Consider the following 21,273-nt stretch of genomic DNA (forward strand, 5'->3'; position numbering starts at 1 on the left):
TGCTCAGACGCCCGCCGTCGACGTCAGCACCGACGACCCGTCCGCCCTCCGCCTGACCTCGATCCGGTCGGCGATGCGCTGCTTGAGGTCTTCGACGTGGCTCACGATGCCGACCACGCGCCCGCCTGCGCTCAACCGACCGAGCTCGGACATGACGGCGTCGAGGGTCTCGGGGTCGAGGGTGCCGAAGCCCTCGTCGACGAAGAGGGTGCCGAGGGCGATGCCGCCGGCCTCGGCCTGGACGACGTCGGCCAGCCCCAGAGCCAGACTCAGCGAGGCGTAGAAGGTCTCACCGCCGCTGAAGCTCTTCGGGTCGCGGGTGGTGTCGGTGGCGTTGTCGCGGATCGCCAGCGCCAGACCGGTCTTGCGCGCCCGCGACGACGTCTCGCGCTCCGATGCCTCGAGCTGGTAGCGGCCGCTCGACATCGTGCCGAGCCTGGCATTCGCCGCTGCGACCACGTCGTCGAACCGCCGGAGGAGCACGTAGGTGCCGAGGGTCACTCCGCTCCGGTTCTCCGGACCGGACGCCGAGGCCACGTCGGCCATGCGGACGACGGCGAGCGTCTCGGCGCCGACCGCGCGCTCCGCATCGAGGGCGGCGTCGAAGGCGGCGAGCGCACGGAGCGAGCGCTCGGCACGGTCGACGGCCACCGCGGCCTGGTCGGCGGCGCTCGAGGCGGCCTCTGCGGCCGCCTCGGCGCGAGCGGTCGCCCCGTCGAGGTCGACGTCCTCGTCACCGGTCAGCTCCGCGACCTCGGGAGCGGCGAGCCCCTCCGCCACGACCGCGGTCTCTCGGTCGTGGCGGTTGACGGCCTCCTCGAGAGCCTGCAGATCGCCCGGCGGCACGACCGCCGCAGCGGCCTCCGCGGCACCGTCGAAGCCGGCCGATTCGAGGGCCTCGGAGAGTTCGGCCCGGCGGACGCGCTCGTCGTCGGCCGCCCTCTCGAGGGCGCGTCGAGCGTCCACGACCCGCGCGGCCGCGTCGCGCTCCAGGCCGGCGCGCTCGACGAGCGACTCCACCGTCGTGCCGTCGGGCTCGCGCTCGAGCACCAGGGCGACGGTCGATGCCGCCTCCTCGACGGCGGCGGCGACCCCTTCGAGGCGCGCGGCCTCGGTCGCCAGCCCGACCCGCGCCTCCTGAGTCTGCTCGGAGAGCCGGGCCGTCTCAGCGTCGTGCGCGGCGACGAGCCCCTGCAGCCGCGCGTGCTCGCGCTCGGCCGCCTCGGCTCGGGCGACCTCGCCGCGGGCGCTCTCGAGCCGCGCTGCGGCGGTCTCTGCGGTCTCGCCCGGAGGCAGGGCCGAGGCCGCCTCCTCCAGGCGGGTCGCGTGACCGCTGGCCTCGTCGCGGGCCTCGGCGAGGGCCGCCTCCGCTGCCCCACGGCGCGACTCGGCGGCTGCCACGTCGTCGAGCGACGGGTGGTCGTCGACGAGGCGGGCGGGCGCAGGATGCGAGGTGGCCCCGCACACCGCACAGGGCTCGCCGTCGACGAGGGCGAGGGCCAGTTCTCCGGCCATCCCCGTGATCCTGCGCTGGCGGAGCGCCGCCTCGGCCTCGACAGCGTCTCGGGCTCGGCCGGCGGCCTCGCCCGCTCGGAGGGCAGCCTCGTCGGCGGCCGTGCGGAGCCTCTCGACACGGCGGACGGCTTCGGCGACCACCGTCGCCTCGTGCACGGCCGAGCGCGACGCCTCGACGAGGCCGGCCGCGGTCGCCGCAGCGGCTGCCTCCTCAGCCAGCTCGACCCGAGCGGCCCTGCGCCCGCCGAGGGCCTCCTCGGCTTCGTCGGCGTCTCGACGCGATGCCGCGAGGCGCTCCCGAGCGCGGGCGAGCTCGTCGCGCCGGGCCGGCAGACCGGCTTCGACGGCGGCGAGGGCGCCGAACCGCTCCGCTGCGGCCACCGCGGTGTCGCGCAGCTCGATCAGATCAGCCAGAGGGACGGACGCGATGTCGGGGTGCTCGTCGGCGACCCGCTCGAGAGCCGCCCGCTGTCGTTCGTGCGCCGCCGACGCAGCCTCGACGGCGGCTGCAGGTGCGAGCACGCCCGCGGCCCGGCGGCCCCGGTCGAGTCGGAGGCGGCTGTCGTCGATGCCGGCTGCTGCGTCGGAGAGGGCCCGCTGCCGCTCGAGGAGCTCTGCCCGCCGCGTCAGGGACGCTGCGAGCCGGCTCTGCGCAGCGCGGTGCGCCTCAGCCGCGTCTCGTGCGGCTCGGGCAGCATCGCGCCGGGCCACCGAGGCAGCAGCGTCTCGCTCGAACGCCTCGGTCGCCGCTCGCGCCCCGTCGGCGTCGACGTCGTCGTCCCCGGCTGCGCCGCGGAGGGCCGCAAGGGCCTCGGCGACCGCGCGCTCGGCGACGGCGACGGACTCGCGCGCCGCGCGTCGACGCACCACGAGCTCCTCCGTCGTCCGGTCGTAGATCTCGGTGCCGAACAGCGACTGCAGGACCAGCCGACGCTCCTCACCGGTCGCCCCGAGGAACTTCGCGAACTCGCCCTGCGGGAGCACGATCGTCTGCAGGAACTGCTCCTTGCTGAGACCGATGATCCGGCGGATCTCGAGGCCCACCTCCTGCGCCCGCGTCGAGACCGGCTCGCCGTCGCTCGCCTCGGGCGTCGCCAGCCGGACGAGCGAGACCGACTGGTTCACGCGGGTGGTCCCGGTGCCCCGCGCCTTCGGCCGCTCCCACGCGGGTGTGCGCCGGATGCGGTGGATGCCCGCCGGCGTCTCGAAGACGAGCTCGACGAAGGGCTCGACGGAGGGCGCCGCGTGGTGGCTGTGCAGGCGGTCGTCGCTCGAGGAGGAGCCGGCAAGACCGCCGTAGAGGGCGAAGACGATCGCGTCGATGATCGTCGACTTGCCGCTGCCGGTCGGGCCCTCCAGCAGGAACACCCCCGAGGCACCGAGCGCTGCGAAGTCGACCGAGTACTCGGACGCGTAGGGGCCGATGGCCCGGAGCGTCAGCCGGTGGAGATCCATCAGGCGCTCGTCTCGAGGGCCAGAGCCGCCTCGTAGGCCGAACGGAGCACCGCCACCTCGGTCTCGGTGGCCTCGCCGCCCGTCGCGAAGGCGACGAAGTCGGTGGCGACCTCCACGGGGTCGGCTTCGGCTCCGATCGCGCGGCGGTCGCTGGCCGCGACGCCGCCGACCGGCGTGTGCTGGATCGACAGCGCGTGCGGGAACCTCTCGCGCACGAGGGCGTGCAGGTTCGCAGGATGCACGGGGTCGGTCACGAAGACCCGCAGCCAGGCGTCGCGCAGATCGTCGAACCCCGCCAGCAGGGTGTCGAGGTCGCCCGTGATCTCGGCCAGCCGTCGCGGCACCGGCGCCGGGACGAGCTCGACCGACACGGTGCCGTCGGGAGCGAGCTCGACGAGCGTCGACGACTTGCGCTGGTTCTTCTCGCCGAACGAGAACGCGAGCGGCGAACCGGAGTAGCGGATGACCGGAGCCCCCGAGCCGATCGCCTGGGCGCCGTGCAGGTGGCCGAGGGCGACGTAGTCGACCCCCTCGAAGACCTCGGACGGCACCGAGTCGACGCCGCCCACGCGGATGTCGCGCTCGCTCTCGCTCGGCGCACCCCCGACGACGAAGGCGTGGGCGAGGACGACCGAGCGAGCGCCCGGCCTCGTGGCCAGATCGGCCCGGACCCGCTCGAGCGCCGCGGTCAGCACGGCCTCGTGGGACCGCGCCAGCGGCTCCGCGCCGGGTGCGACCAGCAGGCCGCGCACGGAGTCGGGGTCGAGGTAGGGGAGGCCGTAGAACGCGACCGGGCCCGCGTCGTCGCGGACGACGATGGGCGTGGCGAGGGAGTCGAGCGAGGCCAGGACGTGCACTCCGTCGCGGAGGAGCCCGGCCGCGAACCCCAGCCGGACGGCCGAGTCGTGATTGCCCGGCGTCAGGACGACCGTCGCGAGGTCGCTCAGGCGGCCGAGCGCCTCGGACAGGAGACGCACCGTCGGCACGGCGGGAACGGCCCGGTCGTAGACGTCGCCCGCGACCAGCAGGACGTCGACCTCGCGCTCCCGCACCACGTCGACCAGGTGGTCGAGGAATGCCCGCTGATGGTCGAGCAGGTCGACCCCGTGCAGGGTGCGCCCCAGATGCCAGTCGCTGGTGTGCAGGATTCGCAAGCGGTCGCCTCTCGAGGTCGGGAACGCTCGCCACTGTAGTCAGGAGGACCGACATCGACGCGCTGCGGCGGAGAGGTCCCCGAGGGACTGAGAAGACGCAGGCCGGCTGATTCGGGAAGACGCAGCCGGCCCACGCTCGGCCGCGGCTGCTGCCGACGGACCGATTCGCAAGGCCCCTCGTGGGAAAGGGGCCCTCCGGTGGACCACCCCTCGTGGGAGAGGCGTGATCCTGCGCACCCGCCGATTTCGGCGACGGACGCGCTGTGTTCGAGTAGTACGAGCATGAAGCTACTTGGTATCGGAGATGCTCGCAAGCGCGACATTCTCCCCACTTAGGGGGATGGCTCGACAGTCGAGACGCCTCTTCTGGGGGTAACTAGACGATCGAGTAATCGCATACATTGAGACAACCGCCGAACGACGATCCTGGAGACCAAATGACGACTGACGAAGCCCCCGAGGGTGCTGCCGCAGCCGTTCCCGACGACCGTCTGAGCGCTCTCCTGCTGGCCTTCCGGAGCCTCCTCCTCGAGCACAACCGGGTCGTCATCCACCAGAGCGAGGCCCTGTCCATGGGCGCCACCGACATCCGAGCGCTCGCCTACCTGTGGAGCGTCCACGGCGACACCACGCCCAAGCAGGTGGCGGAGTTCCTCGAGCTGTCGACCGGTGCCACGACGAGCCTCGTCGACCGCCTCGTGGCGTCCGGCTCGCTCGTGCGCCTGGCCCACCCGACTGATCGGCGGAGCGTCCTGCTGCGGCTCACCCCCGAGGGGATCGACGCGGTCACGAGCCTCACGGAGGTCTACCGGGGCGCGCTCGCGAAGGCGATCCCGGAGGGGTCGTACGACGAGATCGCCGGGGTGTTCCGCGGCATCGCCACAGCGCTCGGCACCGCCTCCGCACCCCCACCCGAGACGGATCACCCGGCCGGATGACACCGGGGCGTCGTAGCGTGAAAGCATGACGCCCGCCGAACTCCTCCGCGACTCCTTCTCCCGCATCCCCGCGATCATCGACCGCGCGACCGACGACCTCGACGCCCAGCAGCTCGCGGCCCGGCCGGGGCCCGGCACCAACACCATCGCCTGGCTCGCCTGGCACACCGCTCGAGGGCAGGACGTCCAGGTGGCGGCCCTTGCGGGCACCGACCAGGTGTGGACGTCCGACGGGTGGTACGAGCGCTTCGAGCTCCCCTTCGGTCCGGACGAGATGGGCTACGGCATGAGCGCCGGCGACGTGGCGCGCGTGGTCGCCACCGCCGATCTGCTGACCGGCTACCTCGAGGCGGTGACCGCGCGGACCAGCGAGTACCTCGGCGGCGTCTCCGAGTCGGACCTCGACGACGTGGTCGACGAGGACTGGAACCCGCCCGTCACGCGCGGCGCCCGCCTGAACAGCATCCTCGGCGACTGCCTGCAGCACGCCGGCCAGGCGAGCTACGCGCGGGGCATCCTCGAGCGGCTCTGACTCCTGCGGGCTGCTTCGGCGATCTGCTTCGGAGGCTCGAGATCGCAGTCCGACACGACAGACCGTGGTTCGCGCCTGTCGAACTGCGATCTCGGCGCCTGCACCACCTCGCGATCTCTCGGGGGGCGACCAGCCGACTCACGAGAGCGAGCGGCGGAGTGCCTCGATGAGCCCGGGCCCGTCCCGCCAGTCATCCGCGTCGAACGTGAGAGCAGACCCCTCCTGGTCGAAGATCGTGAGGACGTCGCCCGCGTCGAATCCGACGAACAGGTCGGAGAGGACGCGCCCGGAGACGAGACGCTCCGACACGGTGAACAGGGTCTCGCCTGTCAGGACGACCCGCAGATCGTCGCGACTTCCCTTCCCGCCCGTGAAACGCCATCCTGCGCGTCGCTCCCGCCGACTCAGGGCGGCCGGGGCGACCGGTCGCAAGAGCTGCCGTGGATCCACGACGGCGCCGAGCGCGGCCGCGAGTTCGTCACCGTCTGGCCCGGCGTATTCGAGGACGAAGCCCCGCTCGAGAGCGGCGGCGACGACGGCTGCGACCCGGTCGGAGTCGAGGTCCTCGGCGACACGCGACTCCGCAGCGATGCTCTGGACGGGCAATCCGGCGACCAGCGAGCCCGCCATGCTGAAGAGGTCCTGGGCGAGCGCGGAGGAGCCGGCGTCTCGCACGGCGCCCAAGGAGCTCGCCGCCAAGGCCAGCGCGTCCTGCGAGACGCCACCTCTCGCGACGTCCTCCAGGGCACTCCGCAGAGCGAGCACGTTCGCGGCCTCGTCGCCGGGCCCGACGACAGAGAAGGACACGAACGACTCCTCAGGGGTGGCCGTCGAGTAGATGATCTCGACCCGGTCGACGAGCGGCCGCTCGATGACGAGCCGGTTGTGCAGCTCCTCCAGGACGGCGCGACCGATTGCGTAGGCGTGATCGGCGCTGGGGATCAGGATCGCTAGAGAGGACACCGGAGCAGAGGCCTCGACCACTGTCGTCGGCGTGACCCGCGGTCTCTCGGGCCGTCGCCGGACTCCGACTCGGCCGGCTTCACGGACCGGCAGACGACAGGAGAACCCCTCGGGCAGGGGACCGGTCGCCGAGATCACGGCGTTGTCGGCGACGAGACCGCGCCGCGCCCATTCTGCGACGAGACGCACGTCGAACTCTTCCACCGGGGGAAGGGTCTCCAAGCCCGGACCCGCCATGCCGAACCAGTACGGCACCGCTGTCGACCCCAGCAGGACGCTCTCCTCAGCACTCAACTCTGCGATCCGCGCTGCCCGAGCGACTTCGGCCTCGGTGAGGTTCTCGAGACCGTGGATGACCGTCGCGATCTCGGCCAGGTGCTGCGCGACCTCCTGCGAGGTGCCCGAGACCTCGAATGTCAGACCGAGGTCGTCCTGCAGGAGGCGCCCGGACAGTCGCCGAGGCTGCAGCCGCTGCCAGACGATCTGGCCCAGAAGCCGCGAGATCCCCCGGGTCGTCGGCGACTCGTCGCGAGCGGCCAGCCCGAAGGTGAGTCCCGCGAACACACGGCCGGGACGATCTGCGGTCTGCGTGGTCAGGCCGTCGTCCGCCCGGATCGTCGTGATCATCACCTGCCGATTCTGCACCAGCTGCCGGGTGTCGCAGGCTCGACGTCGCCGAGATCGCAGTTGTCGTCGCCCCACGGTGCGCGGAGGCGACGACTACTGCGATCTCGGCGCGGGGAGGCTACTGCTACACGCCGGCGAGCTGGTCGATCAGCTTGTCGCCGGGGCGGGCCTCGACCATCTTGGCCGAGATCTCGGCGCGGTCGAGGAGCTCCTCCATGCGGCGACGACGGGCACGCGTGATCAGCGTGACGACGGTGCCCTCCTTGCCGGCGCGGCCCGTGCGGCCCGAGCGGTGCATGTAGGTCTTGTACTCGTCGGGGGCGTCGGCCTGGATGACCAGCTCGATGTCGTCGACGTGGATGCCGCGGGCGGCGACGTCGGTGGCGACGAGCACGTTGACGCGACCCGAGGTGAGCAGCTCGAGGTTGCGCGTGCGGCGCGACTGGTTGAGGTCGCCGTGGAGGCTCGTCGAGCGGATGCCCGCGTCTTCGAGCTGGTCGGCGAGCTGCTCCGCGAAGGCGCGGGTGCGGGCGAAGACCAGGGTCTTGCCGGCGCCCTGAGCGAGCTGCTCGATGATGGCGCCCTTGTCGCGCTGCTCGATGAGGAGCACGCGGTGGTCGATCGTCGACGAGGCCTGGTCTTCACCGGCGACCTCGTGGACGGCAGGATCGGTGAGGAACTCGTCGACCAGCTTCGCCACGCCCTTGTCGAGGGTGGCGCTGAAGAGCAGCTTCTGGGCGCGCTTGCCGTGACGGGTCACGGTCGCGGTCTCGCGCAGGATGCGCTGGACCGGCTCGAGGAAGCCCAGGTCGCACATGTGGTCGGCCTCGTCGAGCACGGTGACGGTGACCTCGCTGAGGTCGAGCCGCCCCTGGTCGATGAGGTCTTCGATGCGGCCCGGCGTGCCGATGACGATGTCGACGCCGCGCTGGAGGGAGTGCACCTGACGCTGCTGCGGCACGCCGCCGTAGATCTGCGTGGTGAAGAGACCGACGGAGCGGGCGATGGGCTGCACCGTGTTGTCGATCTGCATCGCGAGCTCGCGAGTGGGGGCCAGGATCAGCGCGCGGGGCTTGCGGCCCATCTTGCGGTCCTTCGCGCCACCGTGCTCGAGGAGCTTCTCGGCGAGCGGGGCACCGAAGGCGATGGTCTTGCCGGAGCCGGTGCGGCCGCGGCCCAGGACGTCCTTGCCCGCGATCACGTCGGGGATGGTCGCTGCCTGGATCGGGAACGGCGCCGGCGCGCCCATCGCGATCAGCTGGCGCGTGAGGTTGTCGCCGAGGCCCAGGTCGCCCCAGGTCTTGTCGGCGACGTCGCTGGCCGTCACGACCTCGGCCTGGAGCTTCTCCAGCTTGACGTCGTCATCGGGGGTGAAGCGCGTGTCGCGCTTCGGGTAGAAGTCGCTGCCGCGGTCGTCGCGGTCGCGGCGGGGAGCGCGGTCGTCGCGGTCGAAGGAGCGGGCCGGACGGTCGTTGCGGTCGTTGCGGTCGAACGAGCGAGCGGGACGGTCGTCGCGCGAGGGGCGCCCGGAGCGGTCGTCGCGGTCGTACGAGCGAGCCGGACGCTCGGTGCGGTCGCCGCGGGTGCTGCCGTCGAAGCGGTCGTTGAGCGCGGGGCGGGCGTCGCGGTCGAACGAGCGCGCGGGGCGGTCGTCGCGGGCCGGGCGGTTGCCGCGCTCGTCGCGATCGACGCCGCGAGCCGGGCGGGCGTCGCGGTCGTAGCCCCGGGCCGGACGGTCGTTGCGGTCGTTGCGGTCGAAACGGGGTGCGCGGTCGTCGCGCCCACCGCGGTCGTCACGCGCCGGACGGTCGTAGCGCCCACCGCGGTCGTCGCGCGCCGGACGGTCGTAGCCGCGGGCGGCGCGGTCGGCCCGGTCGATGGAGCGTGCGGGGCGAGCGAAGCGCGAGTCACGGACCGGACGGTCGTCGCGAGCGCCGCGATCGTCGCGAGCACCGCGGTCGTCACGAGCCGGGCGGGCGTCGCGGTCGTAGCCGCGCGCCGGGCGGTCGTCGCGAGCGCCCCGGTCGGAGCGGTCGTAGCGGTCGCCGCCGCGCTCGGCTCCGCGGGCGCCGTTGCGGGCGTCGCGGTCGGCGGGGCTGCCGCCGAAGCGGGGGTTCGAGCCGCCGGCCTTGCGGGGCTCCCAGTTGGGGCGCTGGCCGCCGCGGGACTCGGTGCGGCCGGCGTCGCCGCGACGGTTGTCGCCGCGGGCGTCGCGGTCGGCAGCGTCCCAGCGCTTCTTGGCGGGTGCGCCCTCGGCGTCGGGACGGTACCCGCGGTGCTTGGGGCTCTTCGATCCTGCCTTCGGAGCGGATCGGTCGTAGCTGGGGCGCGCGGACGCGGACTTGTCGTAGGGGGGCATGGTTCTTTCCTGGGTTTTGTGAGGTGACGCACAATGGAAGAGCACCCGGGCAGCCATTGGCCAGGGACCGTTCGCGGTAGACACTTCGACATCTCGAAGATCGTCACTGCGTGATTCGTCTCAGCAGATTGCGGAGATTCCGGCCCCGGAGACTTACAAACCCACCCGCAGAGAACTGCGGTGTCTCGAGCCGACCCACCAACGTTACCTGATGAGACAGGCCCGGGCAACAGGTGCCGAGGAGACTAGACCGGAGTCATGGCAGAGATCACGGTCTGGCAGGGCGACATCACCACCTTCTCCGCGGACGCGATCGTCAACGCGGCGAACTCGAGCCTGCTCGGGGGCGGAGGCGTCGACGGCGCGATCCACCGGGCGGCGGGTCCGGGGCTCCTCGCCGAGTGCCGGGGCCTCGGCGGATGCGCGACCGGTGAGGCCGTCATCACCGGAGCGCACGGGATCCGCACAGCGCACAGGATCATCCACACGGTCGGGCCCGTCTACCGGTCCCACCAGCCCGAGGAGGCTTCGCGCCTCCTCGCCTCCTGCTACCGCCGCTCGCTCGACCTCGCCGAGGACGCCGACTGCGCGAGCGCGGCGTTCCCTGCGATCTCGACCGGCGTGTACGGGTATCCGCCGGCGGAGGCAGCTCGCGTCGCCGTGACGGCCGTCCGGAGCTGGCTCGACGAGCACCCGGGCAGCGGAGTCGACCGCGTCACCCTCGTCGCCCACTCGTCCGCCGACCGCGCCGTGCTCGAGGCCGCGCTCGCCTGACGCGGGCGCGCAGGCCGACTACGAGAGCGACTGCACGGGCGCGTGCGCAGCCTCGACCGCAGCCCGACGGTCGGCCCGACGCTCTCGCGACGCCTCGACCAGGTAGTAGAGCACCGGCAGCACGATCAGCGTGAGCAGGGTCGACGACACCAGGCCGCCGATGACGACGATCGCGAGCGGCTGCGAGATGAAGCTGCCGTGGCCGGTGAGACCGAGGGCGAGCGGCGTCAGCGCGAAGATCGTCGCGAGCGCCGTCATCAGGATCGGCCGGAGCCTCCTCGACGTGCCCTCGATCAGGGCCTCCCGAACCCGGAGCCCCCGCCTCCGGTACTGGTTCACGAGGTCGATGAGCACGATGGCGTTCGTGACCACGATCCCGACGAGCATGAGGAGTCCGATGAGCGACGGGACGCCGAGCGGGATGTTCGCGATCAGCTGCAGCAGGATCGCCCCGACCCCGGCGAACGGGATCGACACGAGCAGCAGGATCGGCTGCAGCAGGCTCTTGAACGCGGCGACCATGACGATGTAGACGATCAGGATCGCGACCATCGTGGCGATGAGCAGGTCGGTGAACGCCGTTCCCTGCTGGGCCGTGACGCCGCCGATGACTGCGCTCGCGCCGCGCGGCAGGTCGACTCCGGCGAGCGCCTTCGACACCTGGGTGTTGGCGGCGGAGAGGTCGTCGGAGGCCGGCGTGATGGTGATCGTCGCGCTCCGGACGGCGTTCTCGGTCGTGATCGAGGTGGGTCCGTCGGCCTGGCTGACCGCCGCGAGGCTCGAGAGCGGGACGGTGCCGGTCGCGGTCGGGATCGAGATCCCCTTGAGGGCGGTGAGCGTCGTCGGCGGCTTCGTCGGGATCGTGTAGATGTCGACGGTGGTGCCGCTGATCTCGAGTGATCCGACGTCGAACGGCTGGACCGCCTGCGACACGAGCCCGCCGACCTGGAGCTCCGTCAGCCCGTAGGAGGCGGCCTTGGTGCGGTCGACGACGATGCTGATGAGCGGCTGCGCGGCAGCCAGGTTCGAGGTGGCGCCGGCGGTCGCCGGCAGGCCGGTCATCGCCTTGAGGACGCGCTGCGACGCGGTCTGCAGGGTCGCGGCGTCGTTCGACGTGACGTCGACCTCGATGTCGTTGCTCGACCCGAAGCCGCTCGAGGGCTCGACTGTGATGTCGCCCGCGTCGTCCAGCCCGTCGAGCTTCGAGCGGATCGTCGAGGTCAGGGCATCCTGATCGGCGTTCTCGTCGGTGGTGATCTGGTAGGTGACGGTGCTGCCGCCGGTGCCGCCGAAGAACGCGGCCAGCGAATTGCCGCTCGACCCGATCGTGAGCTGGACGGTGTCGACGCCCTTCGTCGAGTCGAGCTCCTTCTCGACCTTCTCGGCCGCGGCGGACTGCGTGGCGAGGCTCGAGGCGGCAGGCAGGACCTGCGACACGGTCAGCGTGTTCTGGCCGCTCGACCCGAGGAAGTTGGTCTTCAGGAGGAACGCTGCGCCGCCCGACCCGCCGAGGACGAGGACGGCGATGACGATCGTGACGACGGGGTGCTTGAGGGTCCCGACGAGGACGGGCAGGTAGGCGCGGCGGAGGCGGTCGAGCTTCTCGCGGTGGCCGCCGTCGACGTACGACACGGCCGTCGTCGGAACCGCGCGGCCCTCGAGCTCGGCGTCGACTCCGGGCCGGCCCGGAGCGTCGTGCTTGTGCACCTTCGGCGCGCGCATGAACCAGTACCCGAGCACCGGGACGATCGTCAGCGAGACGAAGAGCGACGCCAGGAGGGCGATGACGACCGTGAGCGCGAACGGCCGGAACAGCTCGCCGACCTCGCTCTGCACGAACGCCAGCGGCAGGAACACCACGACCGTCGTGATCGTCGAGGCGGTGACGGCTCCGGCGACCTCGCGGACCGCCGCGGTGATCGCGCTGACGCGGTCGGCGCCGGGCACCAGGTGCCGCTTGATGTTCTCCGTCACGACGATGGAGTCGTCGACCACGCGGCCGATCGCGATCGTGAGCGCGCCGAGCGTGAGGATGTTGAGCGTGTAGCCGGTCGCGAGCAGACCGATGAACGTGATCAGCACGCTCGTCGGGATGCTGATGGCCGTCACGAGCGTCGAGCGGATCGAGAGCAGGAACACCAGGATCACGAGGACGGCGAAGACGAGCCCGAGCAGCCCCTCCGTCGAGAGGCTCTCGATCGACTGCTGGATGAACGGCGCCTGGTCGAAGACGACGGAGATCTTCGCGCCGTCGTCGAGGTTCCGCTCGAGCGACGGGATCTGGTCGCGGATGGTGGTCGACACGTTCACAGTGTTCGACTCGAGGGTCTTGGTGACGGCGATGGTCAGGGCGTCTTTGCCGTTGACCCGCGAGATCGAGGTGACCGGGGCGCTGGTGAGCTTTACCGTGGCCACGTCGGCGATGCTGGTCGCCTGCAGAGCACCCGTCAGGGCGTTCTTGGCGCCGGCGAGCGGGAGCTTCTGCACCTGGGCGACGCTCGTCAGCTTCTGACCCGCCTGGATCGACAGCGTCTTGCCGTTCTGCGTGATCTGCCCGCCGGGCACGAGCGTGCCGTTGTCGTCGAGAGCGTCCTTGATCGCGGACGCCGAGAGGCCGACCGCCGCGAGCTTCGAGGAGTCGGGCTCGATGGTGACCCGCTGCCCGGCATCGCCGTAGACGGACGCCTGCCGGACGCCGTCGAGCTTCTGCAGCGCGGGCACGGTGATGTTCGTCAGGTCGTCGACGAGCTTCTGCTTGTCGGACGGACCGCCCGTGACCGCGAGCTGGACGACCGGGAGGTCGTCGAGGCTCCCGCTCACGACCTGCGTGTTCACGCTGTCGGGCAGGGTCACGGTGTCGATCGCCTGCTGGATCTTCTCCTCCGTCGCGGGGAGGTCGGTGCCGTAGGTGAACGAGGCGGAGATGTTGCTCTCGGAGGTCTGCGAGGTCGCGGTCGTCGACTCGAGCCCCGGGATCACCTGGATGGCCTTCTCGATGGGGCCGGAGACGCTGTCGTTGACCACCTGCGGCGAGGCGCCCGGATACGACGAGACGATCGCGATCTGCGGGAGCGTGATGTTGGGGATCAGCTCCTGCTTGAGGGCTGTGAGCGCGTAGCCGCCGAAGAGCGCCACGACGATCGTGACGAGTGCGATGAGCGCCCGGTTGCGCAGGCTGAAGACCGAGAGGAGATGCACGGACGCTCCGGAGAGTAGGGGGATGACGGCTCTTCCCATGGAACACCAGGGCCGCTGAAGGGCCGCTGATCCACCGGGAGTGCACAGGCCCATCGGAAGTCCACAGACGCCGGATTGGCTCTTTGCCAGGAGGGACGGAGTCGGTTGGATTGCTGTCATGCCCCCTTCGCTCGTCTGGACCCGCAGGATCCTGCAGCTCGTGGTCGGCCAGTCCGCCTACGGGCTCGGCGCCGCCCTCCTCATCCGGGCCGACATCGGCCTCGACCCGTGGGACGTCCTGACCCAGGGGCTCTCGGAGCGGATCGGCCTCAGCTTCGGGACCCTGACGATCCTGATCGGCGCGCTCGTCCTGCTCGCGTGGATCCCGCTCCGCCAGCGGCCGGGCTTCGGGACCGTCCTGAACGTGGTGCTGGTCGGGCCGGCGATCGACGTGGGGCTGGCCTGGTTCCCGGCGGCGTCGGGGCTCTGGGCGCAGGGGCTGGAGTTCGCGCTGGGCCTGCTCGTGCTCGCGGTGGCCTCGGGCCTCTACATCGGCGCCCGGCTCGGCCCCGGCCCCCGCGACGGGCTGATGACCGGCCTCCACTCGCGGCTCGGCTGGCCGATCTGGCTGTGCCGGACCCTCGTGGAGGGCACCGTGCTCGTCGCCGGGTGGCTCCTCGGCGGCAGCGTGGGCGTCGGCACGGTCGCCTTCGCTGTCCTGATCGGCCCGATGGTCGGCCGGACGATCCCGTGGCTGCGCGTCCCGGAGACGCCTCGGGCCGTCAGCGGGAGCACGTCCGGGGGCCCCTGCCCGACCGGCGCGGACGCCACTCGCGCCTGACCCGAGCACTGGGGGAATACCGGCGACTCCCCCGGTGTTGACAGGCACCCGGCGGCGATTAGGCTTGCCCGTCGTGACTAACGACGTACGGTCTCCCAAACGCTGGTTGATCGGCGAACCGCTGTCCTCCGAGAAGCTCGAGGGGCAGCTGCTCCCGAAGCACCTCGCTCTGCCGATCTTCGCGAGCGACCCGCTCAGCTCTGTCGCGTACGCGCCCCAGGAGCTCCTGATGATCCTGCTGATCGGCGGGGTGGGCTTCCTGACGCTGGCTCCGGGGGTCGCGGCGGCGGTCGTGATCCTGCTGGTCGTCGTCGTCCTGTCGTACCGCCAGCTCATCAAGGCGTACCCGTCCGGCGGCGGCGACTACGAGGTCGCGCGCAAGAACCTCGGCGAGAAGCCGGGCCTGATCGTCGCGTCGGCACTCCTGGTCGACTACGTCATGACCGTCGCCGTCTCGGTGGCGTCCGGCGTCGACAACATCATCTCGGCCGTCCCCGAGCTCAACGGGATCCGCGTCGAGATGGCCATCTTCTTCGTGGTCCTGCTGGCCGCGGTCAACCTCCGAGGCGTCCGCGAGTCGGGCAAGGCGTTCGCTGTCCCGACCTACCTCTTCATCACCAGCGTCTTCGTGATGATCGTCGTCGCGCTGATCCGCACCGCCGCCGGCAACCCTCCCGTCGCCGAGAGTGCCGGCTACACCGTGCAGGGCGACCAGGTCGCGCACGCGGCGTTCGTCCTCCTCCTCCTGCGCGCCTTCGCCAGCGGCTGCTCGGCGCTCACCGGCGTCGAGGCCATCGCGAACGGCGTGCCCGCCTTCCGCAACCCGAAGATCAAGAACGCGCAGCAGACCCTCGCGCTCATGGGCGGCATCGCCATCGTCCTGTTCGCGGGCCTCGTCAGCGTGGCGCTCATCGCCAAGGTGCACTACGCGGAGGCGTCCTGCGACCTGATCGGGCTGCAGAACTGCGCGAACACGCCCCAGCCGAGCCTCATCTCGCAGATCGCGACGAGCGTCTTCGGCGCCGGCAGCATCCCGTTCTACGTGATCCAGGCCGTCACGGCGGCCGTGCTCCTCCTCGCGGCCAACACGGCGTTCAACGGGTTCCCGCTGCTCGGCTCGATCCTGGCGCGCGACACCTACGCGCCCAAGGCCCTGAACAGCCGCGGCGACCGCCTCATCTACTCCAACGGCGTCATCATCCTGGCCGTCATCGCCAGCGTGATCATGCTGATCTTCCGCGCCAACGTCACCCAGCTGATCCAGCTCTACATCATCGGCGTGTTCGTATCGTTCACCCTCGGCCAGACCGGAATGGTCCGGCACTGGCTCCGCCTGCTGAAAGACCCGGCCACTACCGACCGCGGCCAGATCCGCAGGTCGCTGACGATCAACACGATCGGTGCGCTGCTGACCTTCACCGTGCTGGTCGTCGTGACGATCACGAAGTTCACCCACGGCGCCTGGATCGTCTTCGTCGTGATGCCGATCCTGTTCACGCTGATGCTCGGCGTCAACCGCTACTACCGCGACGTCGACGTCGAGGTGGAGGTCGATGCGACGACCACGTTCGGCGCCTCGGGCGACCACGCCATCGTCCTGGTCGGCAAGATGCAGAAGCCCGTGCTGAAGGCGATCGACTACGCGATCGCGGCCCGTCACGACTCCCTCGAGGCCATCCACGTGAGCGTGGAGCAGGAGGCCACCGAGAAGCTGCAGAAGCAGTGGGACGAGATGAACATCGAGATCCCGCTCATCATCATCCCCTCGCCGTACCGCGACATCGCCGTGCCGGTCATCAAGTACATCAAGGCGCACCGCGAGGAGTTCGGCGCCGAGGTCGTCACCGTCTACACGCCGATCTACATCGTCGGCCACTGGTGGGAGGGGCTCCTCCACAACCACCGGTCGCGCAGGATCCGCCAGCGGCTCATGCTCGCGCACGGCGTCACCGTGGCGCTGGTGCCCTGGCTCCTCGACTCGTCCGAGCTGCTCTACGGCCGCCGGTCGCGGGTGCTCCCGGGCCAGGACCGCCGCGGCGAGCCCATCCGGCCTGCGAAGCCGCTGCCGCGCACGACCCACGCCAACGCGGCCTCCGCGAAGCAGGCGCAGGAGGCCGCCGACGCCGTCGCCGCCACCGCGAACCGCGAGCTCGTGTCGGTCGGCAAGGGCTCGTCGTCGAAGGCCCGCCGGAAGGCCGCCGCCGCCCGCTCGACGGCGCGGAACAGCGCCTCGGCGCCGGCGAAGAAGCAGCAGGACGACGGCTCCGGTCGCTGAGGCCTGGCCCCGGACGGCACCGCTGCGCCCGGGCGCGGGCCCGCGACGGCGCCGCGTGTCGGCAGCGGTGACGCGCCGCGGCGGGATGCGGCTGCCGGGGTGACCCGCCGGAGCCCCGGGGGCTACCGCCAGACGACCTGCGGCCGCAGCAGCCGGTGGCGCGGGTCGCCGGGCGACGCGACGTCGCCGATGACCGGGCCGTCGTCCACCTCGTCGAGCAGGAGCTCGAGAGCGGCCGCGGCGACCTGCTCCAGCGGCTGCTCGACGCTCGGCAGGCCGACGGCGCTCGCCACCGGCGTGTTGTCGTAGCCGACGATCGGCACGGAGCCGCCGAGCACCATGAGGGCGCCGAGGGCGAGGGTGTCGCTGGCGCAGACCAGCCCGTCGAAGGCCGTGCCCCTGGCGACGAGAGCGCGCACGGCCTCGGAGGCGAGCGGCACGGCGTCCTCGCTGGTGACCTCGAGCGCGTCGAGCTCGACCTCGGAGAGGCCGCCGGGCACGGAGCTCATGGCCTCTCGCCAGCCGCGGCGCCGCTCGTCTCCGGTGCCCGACGGCGGCGGCCAGCCGAGGTAGGCCACGCGGCTCGCGCCGAGCTCGAGCACGGCGCGCGTGGCCTCGGCGAGGCCGTGCCGCCCATCGACGTCGACCCAGCGGTGGTCGGCGTCCGCCATGTCGGTGACGCCCCAGGGGCGTCCGAAGGTGACGAACGGGGCACCCGTGGCGATCAGCCACTCGATGCGGGGGTCGTCGTAGAAGGTCGAGGTGAGCAGGAACCCGTCGACGTCGGCCCCGTCGAGGAGCCGCTCGAACTGCTGGATCTCGTCGGCCGGATCGCGCGCCGTGAACAGCAGGATCCGCATCCTGCGCGCGTCGGCCTGCTCCGTCACGGCGTGCAGGAACCGGTCGAGCACCGACCCCGAGATGCCGTTCTGCACCGGGTCGAGGCGGATGCCGATGGTCGAGCTCTTGCGGGTCCGGAGCCGCCGCGCCGACGCGTGCGGGCGGTAGCCGAGCTCGGCGATCGCCCGCTCGACGCGCTCGCGGGTGGCGCCCTTGACGATGTCGGGGGCGTTCAGCACGTTCGACACGGTCTGGCGCGACACCCCGGCGAGCGCCGCGACGTCGTGCACCGTGGGCTGGCGCCCCGAGGCGCCCCGCCGGGCGAGGGACTCTGTCGACACGAGCACCTCCTCCGGGTCGGCTGCACGTCTTCCGTAGGGTACCCGAGCGCAGGATCCCGCCCTCCGTCAGCCGCCCGACGAACCCCGCGGCCTCTCTGCTTGACACCCCGGACGGCGCCGACCTACAGTGACACCCAGAAACTTTGATCGTTCAAATTCCCCAGTGTCGGGGCGAGGAGAAACCCATGCAAAGACGCACAACCCGCTTCCTGACCGTCGGCGCGCTCGCCGCGGTCACCGCCCTCGGGCTCACCGCCTGCGGCTCCGGCTTCTCGAGCTCGTCCGGCGGATCGTCGTCGTCGATCACGAAGGCGCTGACCTCGAGCGACAAGCCGCTCAGCGTCCTGATCGGCTCGAGCGGTCCCGCCGAGACGAAGGCCGTCACCTCCGCCGTGTCGAGCTGGTCGAGCTCGAGCGGAACCAAGGCGACCGTCACCGCCGCGTCCGACCTCAACCAGCAGCTCAGCCAGGGCTTCGCCTCCGGCAAGCCGGCCGACGTCTTCTACGTCTCGACCGACCAGCTCGCCGGCTACGCGAAGAACGGCAGCCTCCTGGCCTACGGCGACCGCCTGAAGAACAAGGGCGACTTCTTCCCGACCCTGGTCAAGAGCTTCACCGTCGACAAGACCTTCTACTGCGCCCCGAAGGACTTCTCGACCCTCGGCCTCATCATCAACACCGACATGTGGAAGAAGGCCGGCCTCACCGACAGCGACGTCCCGACCACCTGGGCCCAGCTGAAGACCGTCGCCGCCAAGCTGACCACCGACGGACACGTCGGACTCGCGCTCAGCCCGCAGTACGCCCGCGTCGGCGCCTTCATGGCGGAGGCCGGCGGCGCGCTCACGAACACCGCCGGCACGAAGGCGACCGTCGACTCGTCGGCGAACGTCAAGGGCCTCACCTACGTGCAGGACCTCCTGAAGTCGGGCGACGCGAAGTTCTCGAGCGACCTCGGCACCGGCTGGGGCGGCGAGTCGTTCGGCAAGGGCCAGGCGGCCATGACCGTCGAGGGCAACTGGATCACCGGTGCTCTCTCGAGCGACTACCCCGGCATCAAGTACAAGGTCGCCGAGATGCCTGCGGGCCCGGCCGGCAAGGGCACGCTCCAGTTCACCAACTGCTGGGGCATCGCGAAGGACAGCCCGAACCAGAAGGCCGCCCTCGCACTGGTCGAGAAGCTCACCTCGACCAACCAGCAGCTCACCTTCGCGAAGGACTTCGGCGTCATGCCGTCCGTGAAGTCGGCAGCCGACACCTGGAAGTCGGACAACCCCGACCTCGCCGCGTTCCTCGACTCGGCCTCCTTCGCCGAGGGCGTCCCCAACCAGGCCGGCTCGGCCGACGTGATCGCCGCACTCGACTCGAAGGTCGCAGGTCTCAAGAGCGCCGACCCGCAGGCGCTGCTGCAGACGACGCAGAAGCAGCTCGCAGCGGTCCTCGACAAGTGAGTGCCCGCAGGAAGAGCCCGGGGCGCCGCCAGGGAGCGGCGGGCTGGCTGTTCGTCTCCCCGACCATCGTCGTGCTCGGGCTCTTCCTGCTCGTGCCGGTGCTGATGGCCCTCTGGGTCAGCTTCTCCGACTGGTCGGGGGTCGGCTCGCCGCTCGCCCCCGGCGTGAGGTTCATCGGCACGAGGAACTACCAGCAGCTCCTCTCCGGCGGCAGCCTCGCCGAGACGAACTTCGGCACCAGCCTCCGCAACAACGCCTGGTACGTCGTGTTCGTCGTGCCGATCCAGACCGCGGTGGCGCTGTTCCTCGCGGTCCTGGTCAACCGCTCGATCCTGCGCGGTCGGGGCTTCTTCCGGACGGCGTTCTACTTCCCGTCGGTGACGAGCTCGGTCGCGATCACGGTGCTCTGGCTGTTCCTCTTCTCGACGACGGGCGCCGTCAACAAGGCGCTGTCGTTCCTCGGGATCAACGGACCGAACTGGTTCAACGACCCCGACGGCATCGTCCACCTCTTCCTGAGGCTGTTCGGCGTCCAGAACGGACCGGCCGTCCTCACCGACCACACCGCTCTCGGCATCCCGCTCTGGGAGTGGGTCGCCGGGCCGTCGGTCGCGATGAGCGCCTTCATCCTGATGGCGATCTTCACCACGAGCGGCACGTTCATGCTGCTGTTCATCGCCGCCCTGCAGAACCTCAGCGGCGAGGTGCAGGAGGCCGCGATGATGGACGGCGCGAACGGCTGGCAGCGCTTCTGGCAGATCACGCTGCCGCAGCTCCGCCCGACGCTCTTCACCGTGCTGACCCTCGGCCTCATCGGCACCTGGCAGGTCTTCGACCAGATCTACACCGGCACGAGGGGCGCCCCCGACAACACGACGGTGACTCCCTCCTACCTCTCCTACACGTCGGCCTTCGGCAGCCAGGAGTGGGGGCAGGGCGCCGCGATCGCCTTCATCCTGTTCGTGATCATCGTCGTCTTCACCATCGTTCAGCGCGTCGTGCTCCGCGAGCGCGCCGTGTCCAAGCGCCGCATGCGCCTCTACGATCCTGCCGCCCGCGTCGGCACCGCCCGCACGACCTCGGAGGTCTCCCGATGACGGCCACACCCCTCGCCGACAGGATCGGCACCGGCGCCCCCGGCGCAGGCGACCCCGCACCCGCCGCCCCGACGCCCGGCGGCCGCACCCGCGGCCGCCTGCTGACCTCGGGGATCGTGCTCTACGTCGTCCTGATCGTGATCGCGGTGGTCTACATCCTGCCGTTCCTGATCAACATCGCGACGGCGTTCAAGACCGAGCCGGACGCCACCGCGAACCCGCTGTCGCTGGTGCCGACGAACTGGACGATCGCCGCGTTCCAGACCCTGTTCGGCAACAGCGACTTCCCGACCTGGGTCAAGAACTCGTTCATCGTCGCCGTGTTCGTCACGGCCGGCCGCGTGTTCTTCGACTCGCTCGCCGGCTACGCGCTGGCCCGGCTCGACTTCCGCGGGCGGAACGTGATCTTCGCGCTCCTCATCGGCGTGATGGCCGTCCCCGGCGTCGTGCTGATGATCCCGAAGTTCCTGGTGCTGAACCAGCTCGGCATGTACGACTCCTACGCCGGCATGATCATCCCGCTCCTCGTCGACGCCGCGGGGGTGTTCATCATGAAGAACTTCTTCGAGTCGATCCCGAGGTCGGTCGAGGAGCAGGCGTCGATCGACGGGGCCGGAGTGTTCCGGGTCTTCTGGTCGATCGTGCTGCCGATGGCTCGGCCGGCTCTCGTGACGATCATCATCCTGTCGTTCCAGGGGTCGTGGAACGAGCTGCCGCACTTCATCATCTCGACGCAGTCGCCGAGCCTCACCACGCTGACGAAGGGCGTCGCGAGCCTCGCCTCGGGCCAGCTCTCCGCCGGCAACCAGTACCCGATCAAACTCGCCGCCGCCGCGATCATGACCATCCCGGTCGCCGTGATGTTCTTCGTGTTCCAGAAGCGGATCATGAACTCGAGCGACGGCGCCGTCAAGGAATGACCGTTCCACCGCCC

At 71.0% G+C, this 21,273-nt stretch carries 14 protein-coding genes; 8 read left to right on the plus strand and 6 right to left on the minus strand.

The features are described from left to right. Positions 1-3: 3 nt before the first annotated feature. Together ABD733_RS14125 and ABD733_RS14130 are read right to left on the minus strand one after the other, a co-directional pair. A complete protein-coding gene (locus ABD733_RS14125) occupies positions 4-2,970 on the minus strand; it encodes an AAA family ATPase (RefSeq protein ID WP_344797317.1) in 2,967 nt (988 codons plus the stop codon). Next, positions 2,970-4,124: an exonuclease SbcCD subunit D gene (locus tag ABD733_RS14130; protein ID WP_344797319.1), complete on the minus strand. Its 1,155-nt coding sequence runs from the start codon at positions 4,122-4,124 to the stop codon at positions 2,970-2,972. Before ABD733_RS14130 ends, ABD733_RS14125 begins: the two co-directional genes overlap by 1 nt. Before the next feature lie 437 nt (positions 4,125-4,561). Here ABD733_RS14130 and ABD733_RS14135 point away from each other — a divergent pair, with 437 nt between their 5' ends. Both ABD733_RS14135 and ABD733_RS14140 read left to right on the plus strand, forming a co-directional pair. Continuing rightward, positions 4,562-5,062, plus strand: coding sequence for a MarR family transcriptional regulator (locus ABD733_RS14135; protein WP_344797321.1), 501 nt, complete (start codon positions 4,562-4,564; stop codon positions 5,060-5,062). A 25-nt stretch (positions 5,063-5,087) separates the two neighbouring features. Continuing rightward, the gene (locus tag ABD733_RS14140; RefSeq protein ID WP_344797323.1) at positions 5,088-5,594 is read left to right on the plus strand and encodes a mycothiol transferase; all 507 of its coding nucleotides are present in this window, start codon (positions 5,088-5,090) and stop codon (positions 5,592-5,594) included. Between the two features lie 138 nt (positions 5,595-5,732). On the opposite strand, the gene ABD733_RS14145 is transcribed toward ABD733_RS14140, so the two are convergent. Both ABD733_RS14145 and ABD733_RS14150 read right to left on the minus strand, forming a co-directional pair. After that, positions 5,733-7,184 (minus strand): peptidase M16 family protein, encoded by a 1,452-nt coding sequence (locus tag ABD733_RS14145; RefSeq protein ID WP_344797325.1) that lies wholly within the window; start codon positions 7,182-7,184, stop codon positions 5,733-5,735. Positions 7,185-7,308: 124 nt separating this feature from the next. Beyond that, positions 7,309-9,543: a DEAD/DEAH box helicase gene (locus ABD733_RS14150; protein ID WP_344797327.1), complete on the minus strand. Its 2,235-nt coding sequence runs from the start codon at positions 9,541-9,543 to the stop codon at positions 7,309-7,311. Between the two features lie 258 nt (positions 9,544-9,801). On the opposite strand from ABD733_RS14150, the gene ABD733_RS14155 reads away from it, so the two are divergent. Continuing rightward, on the plus strand, positions 9,802-10,317 hold the full coding sequence (locus ABD733_RS14155) for an O-acetyl-ADP-ribose deacetylase (protein WP_344797329.1): 516 nt from the start codon (positions 9,802-9,804) through the stop codon (positions 10,315-10,317). A gap of 18 nt (positions 10,318-10,335) precedes the next feature. Here ABD733_RS14155 and ABD733_RS14160 read toward each other — a convergent pair whose 3' ends face one another. Then, complete coding sequence (locus ABD733_RS14160) at positions 10,336-13,515, minus strand: efflux RND transporter permease subunit (protein WP_344797331.1); 3,180 nt, start codon at positions 13,513-13,515, stop codon at positions 10,336-10,338. 157 nt (positions 13,516-13,672) lie between these two features. Between ABD733_RS14160 and yczE the strand changes: the two genes are divergently transcribed. Further along, on the plus strand, positions 13,673-14,335 hold the full coding sequence (yczE, locus tag ABD733_RS14165; RefSeq protein WP_344797333.1) for a membrane protein YczE: 663 nt from the start codon (positions 13,673-13,675) through the stop codon (positions 14,333-14,335). 73 nt (positions 14,336-14,408) lie between these two features. Beyond that, a complete protein-coding gene (locus tag ABD733_RS14170; protein WP_425552930.1) occupies positions 14,409-16,610 on the plus strand; it encodes an APC family permease in 2,202 nt (733 codons plus the stop codon). Positions 16,611-16,732: 122 nt separating this feature from the next. Here ABD733_RS14170 and ABD733_RS14175 read toward each other — a convergent pair whose 3' ends face one another. Then, positions 16,733-17,791 carry a LacI family DNA-binding transcriptional regulator gene (locus tag ABD733_RS14175; RefSeq protein WP_344797337.1) on the minus strand — a complete coding sequence of 353 codons (1,059 nt, stop codon included), beginning with the start codon at positions 17,789-17,791 and terminating at the stop codon, positions 16,733-16,735. Positions 17,792-17,976: 185 nt separating this feature from the next. Between ABD733_RS14175 and ABD733_RS14180 the strand changes: the two genes are divergently transcribed. The 3 genes from ABD733_RS14180 to ABD733_RS14190 are packed head-to-tail and all read left to right on the plus strand — an operon-like array spanning position 17,977 to position 21,259. Then, positions 17,977-19,242 carry a sugar ABC transporter substrate-binding protein gene (locus ABD733_RS14180; RefSeq protein ID WP_344797339.1) on the plus strand — a complete coding sequence of 422 codons (1,266 nt, stop codon included), beginning with the start codon at positions 17,977-17,979 and terminating at the stop codon, positions 19,240-19,242. Beyond that, complete coding sequence (locus ABD733_RS14185; protein ID WP_344797341.1) at positions 19,239-20,339, plus strand: carbohydrate ABC transporter permease; 1,101 nt, start codon at positions 19,239-19,241, stop codon at positions 20,337-20,339. Before ABD733_RS14180 ends, ABD733_RS14185 begins: the two co-directional genes overlap by 4 nt. Next, positions 20,336-21,259, plus strand: coding sequence for a carbohydrate ABC transporter permease (locus ABD733_RS14190; RefSeq protein ID WP_344797343.1), 924 nt, complete (start codon positions 20,336-20,338; stop codon positions 21,257-21,259). The genes ABD733_RS14185 and ABD733_RS14190 overlap by 4 nt, the downstream gene beginning before the upstream one ends. Positions 21,260-21,273: the final 14 nt, after the last annotated feature.

Origin of the sequence: Frondihabitans peucedani, assembly GCF_039537585.1 — a bacterium.
Lineage (GTDB): Bacteria > Actinomycetota > Actinomycetes > Actinomycetales > Microbacteriaceae > Frondihabitans > Frondihabitans peucedani.

What these genes read in the sequence shown, in the direction of transcription:
- ABD733_RS14125 (WP_344797317.1), bottom strand. Translation starts at nt 2,970, where the DNA reads ATGGATCTCCACCGGCTGACGCTCCGGGCCATCGGCCCCTACGCGTCC.
- ABD733_RS14135 (WP_344797321.1), top strand. Translation starts at nt 4,562, where the DNA reads ATGACGACTGACGAAGCCCCCGAGGGTGCTGCCGCAGCCGTTCCCGAC.
- ABD733_RS14140 (WP_344797323.1), top strand. Translation starts at nt 5,088, where the DNA reads ATGACGCCCGCCGAACTCCTCCGCGACTCCTTCTCCCGCATCCCCGCG.
- ABD733_RS14145 (WP_344797325.1), bottom strand. Translation starts at nt 7,184, where the DNA reads ATGATCACGACGATCCGGGCGGACGACGGCCTGACCACGCAGACCGCA.
- ABD733_RS14150 (WP_344797327.1), bottom strand. Translation starts at nt 9,543, where the DNA reads ATGCCCCCCTACGACAAGTCCGCGTCCGCGCGCCCCAGCTACGACCGA.
- ABD733_RS14155 (WP_344797329.1), top strand. Translation starts at nt 9,802, where the DNA reads ATGGCAGAGATCACGGTCTGGCAGGGCGACATCACCACCTTCTCCGCG.
- yczE (WP_344797333.1), top strand. Translation starts at nt 13,673, where the DNA reads ATGCCCCCTTCGCTCGTCTGGACCCGCAGGATCCTGCAGCTCGTGGTC.
- ABD733_RS14180 (WP_344797339.1), top strand. Translation starts at nt 17,977, where the DNA reads ATGCAAAGACGCACAACCCGCTTCCTGACCGTCGGCGCGCTCGCCGCG.
- ABD733_RS14190 (WP_344797343.1), top strand. Translation starts at nt 20,336, where the DNA reads ATGACGGCCACACCCCTCGCCGACAGGATCGGCACCGGCGCCCCCGGC.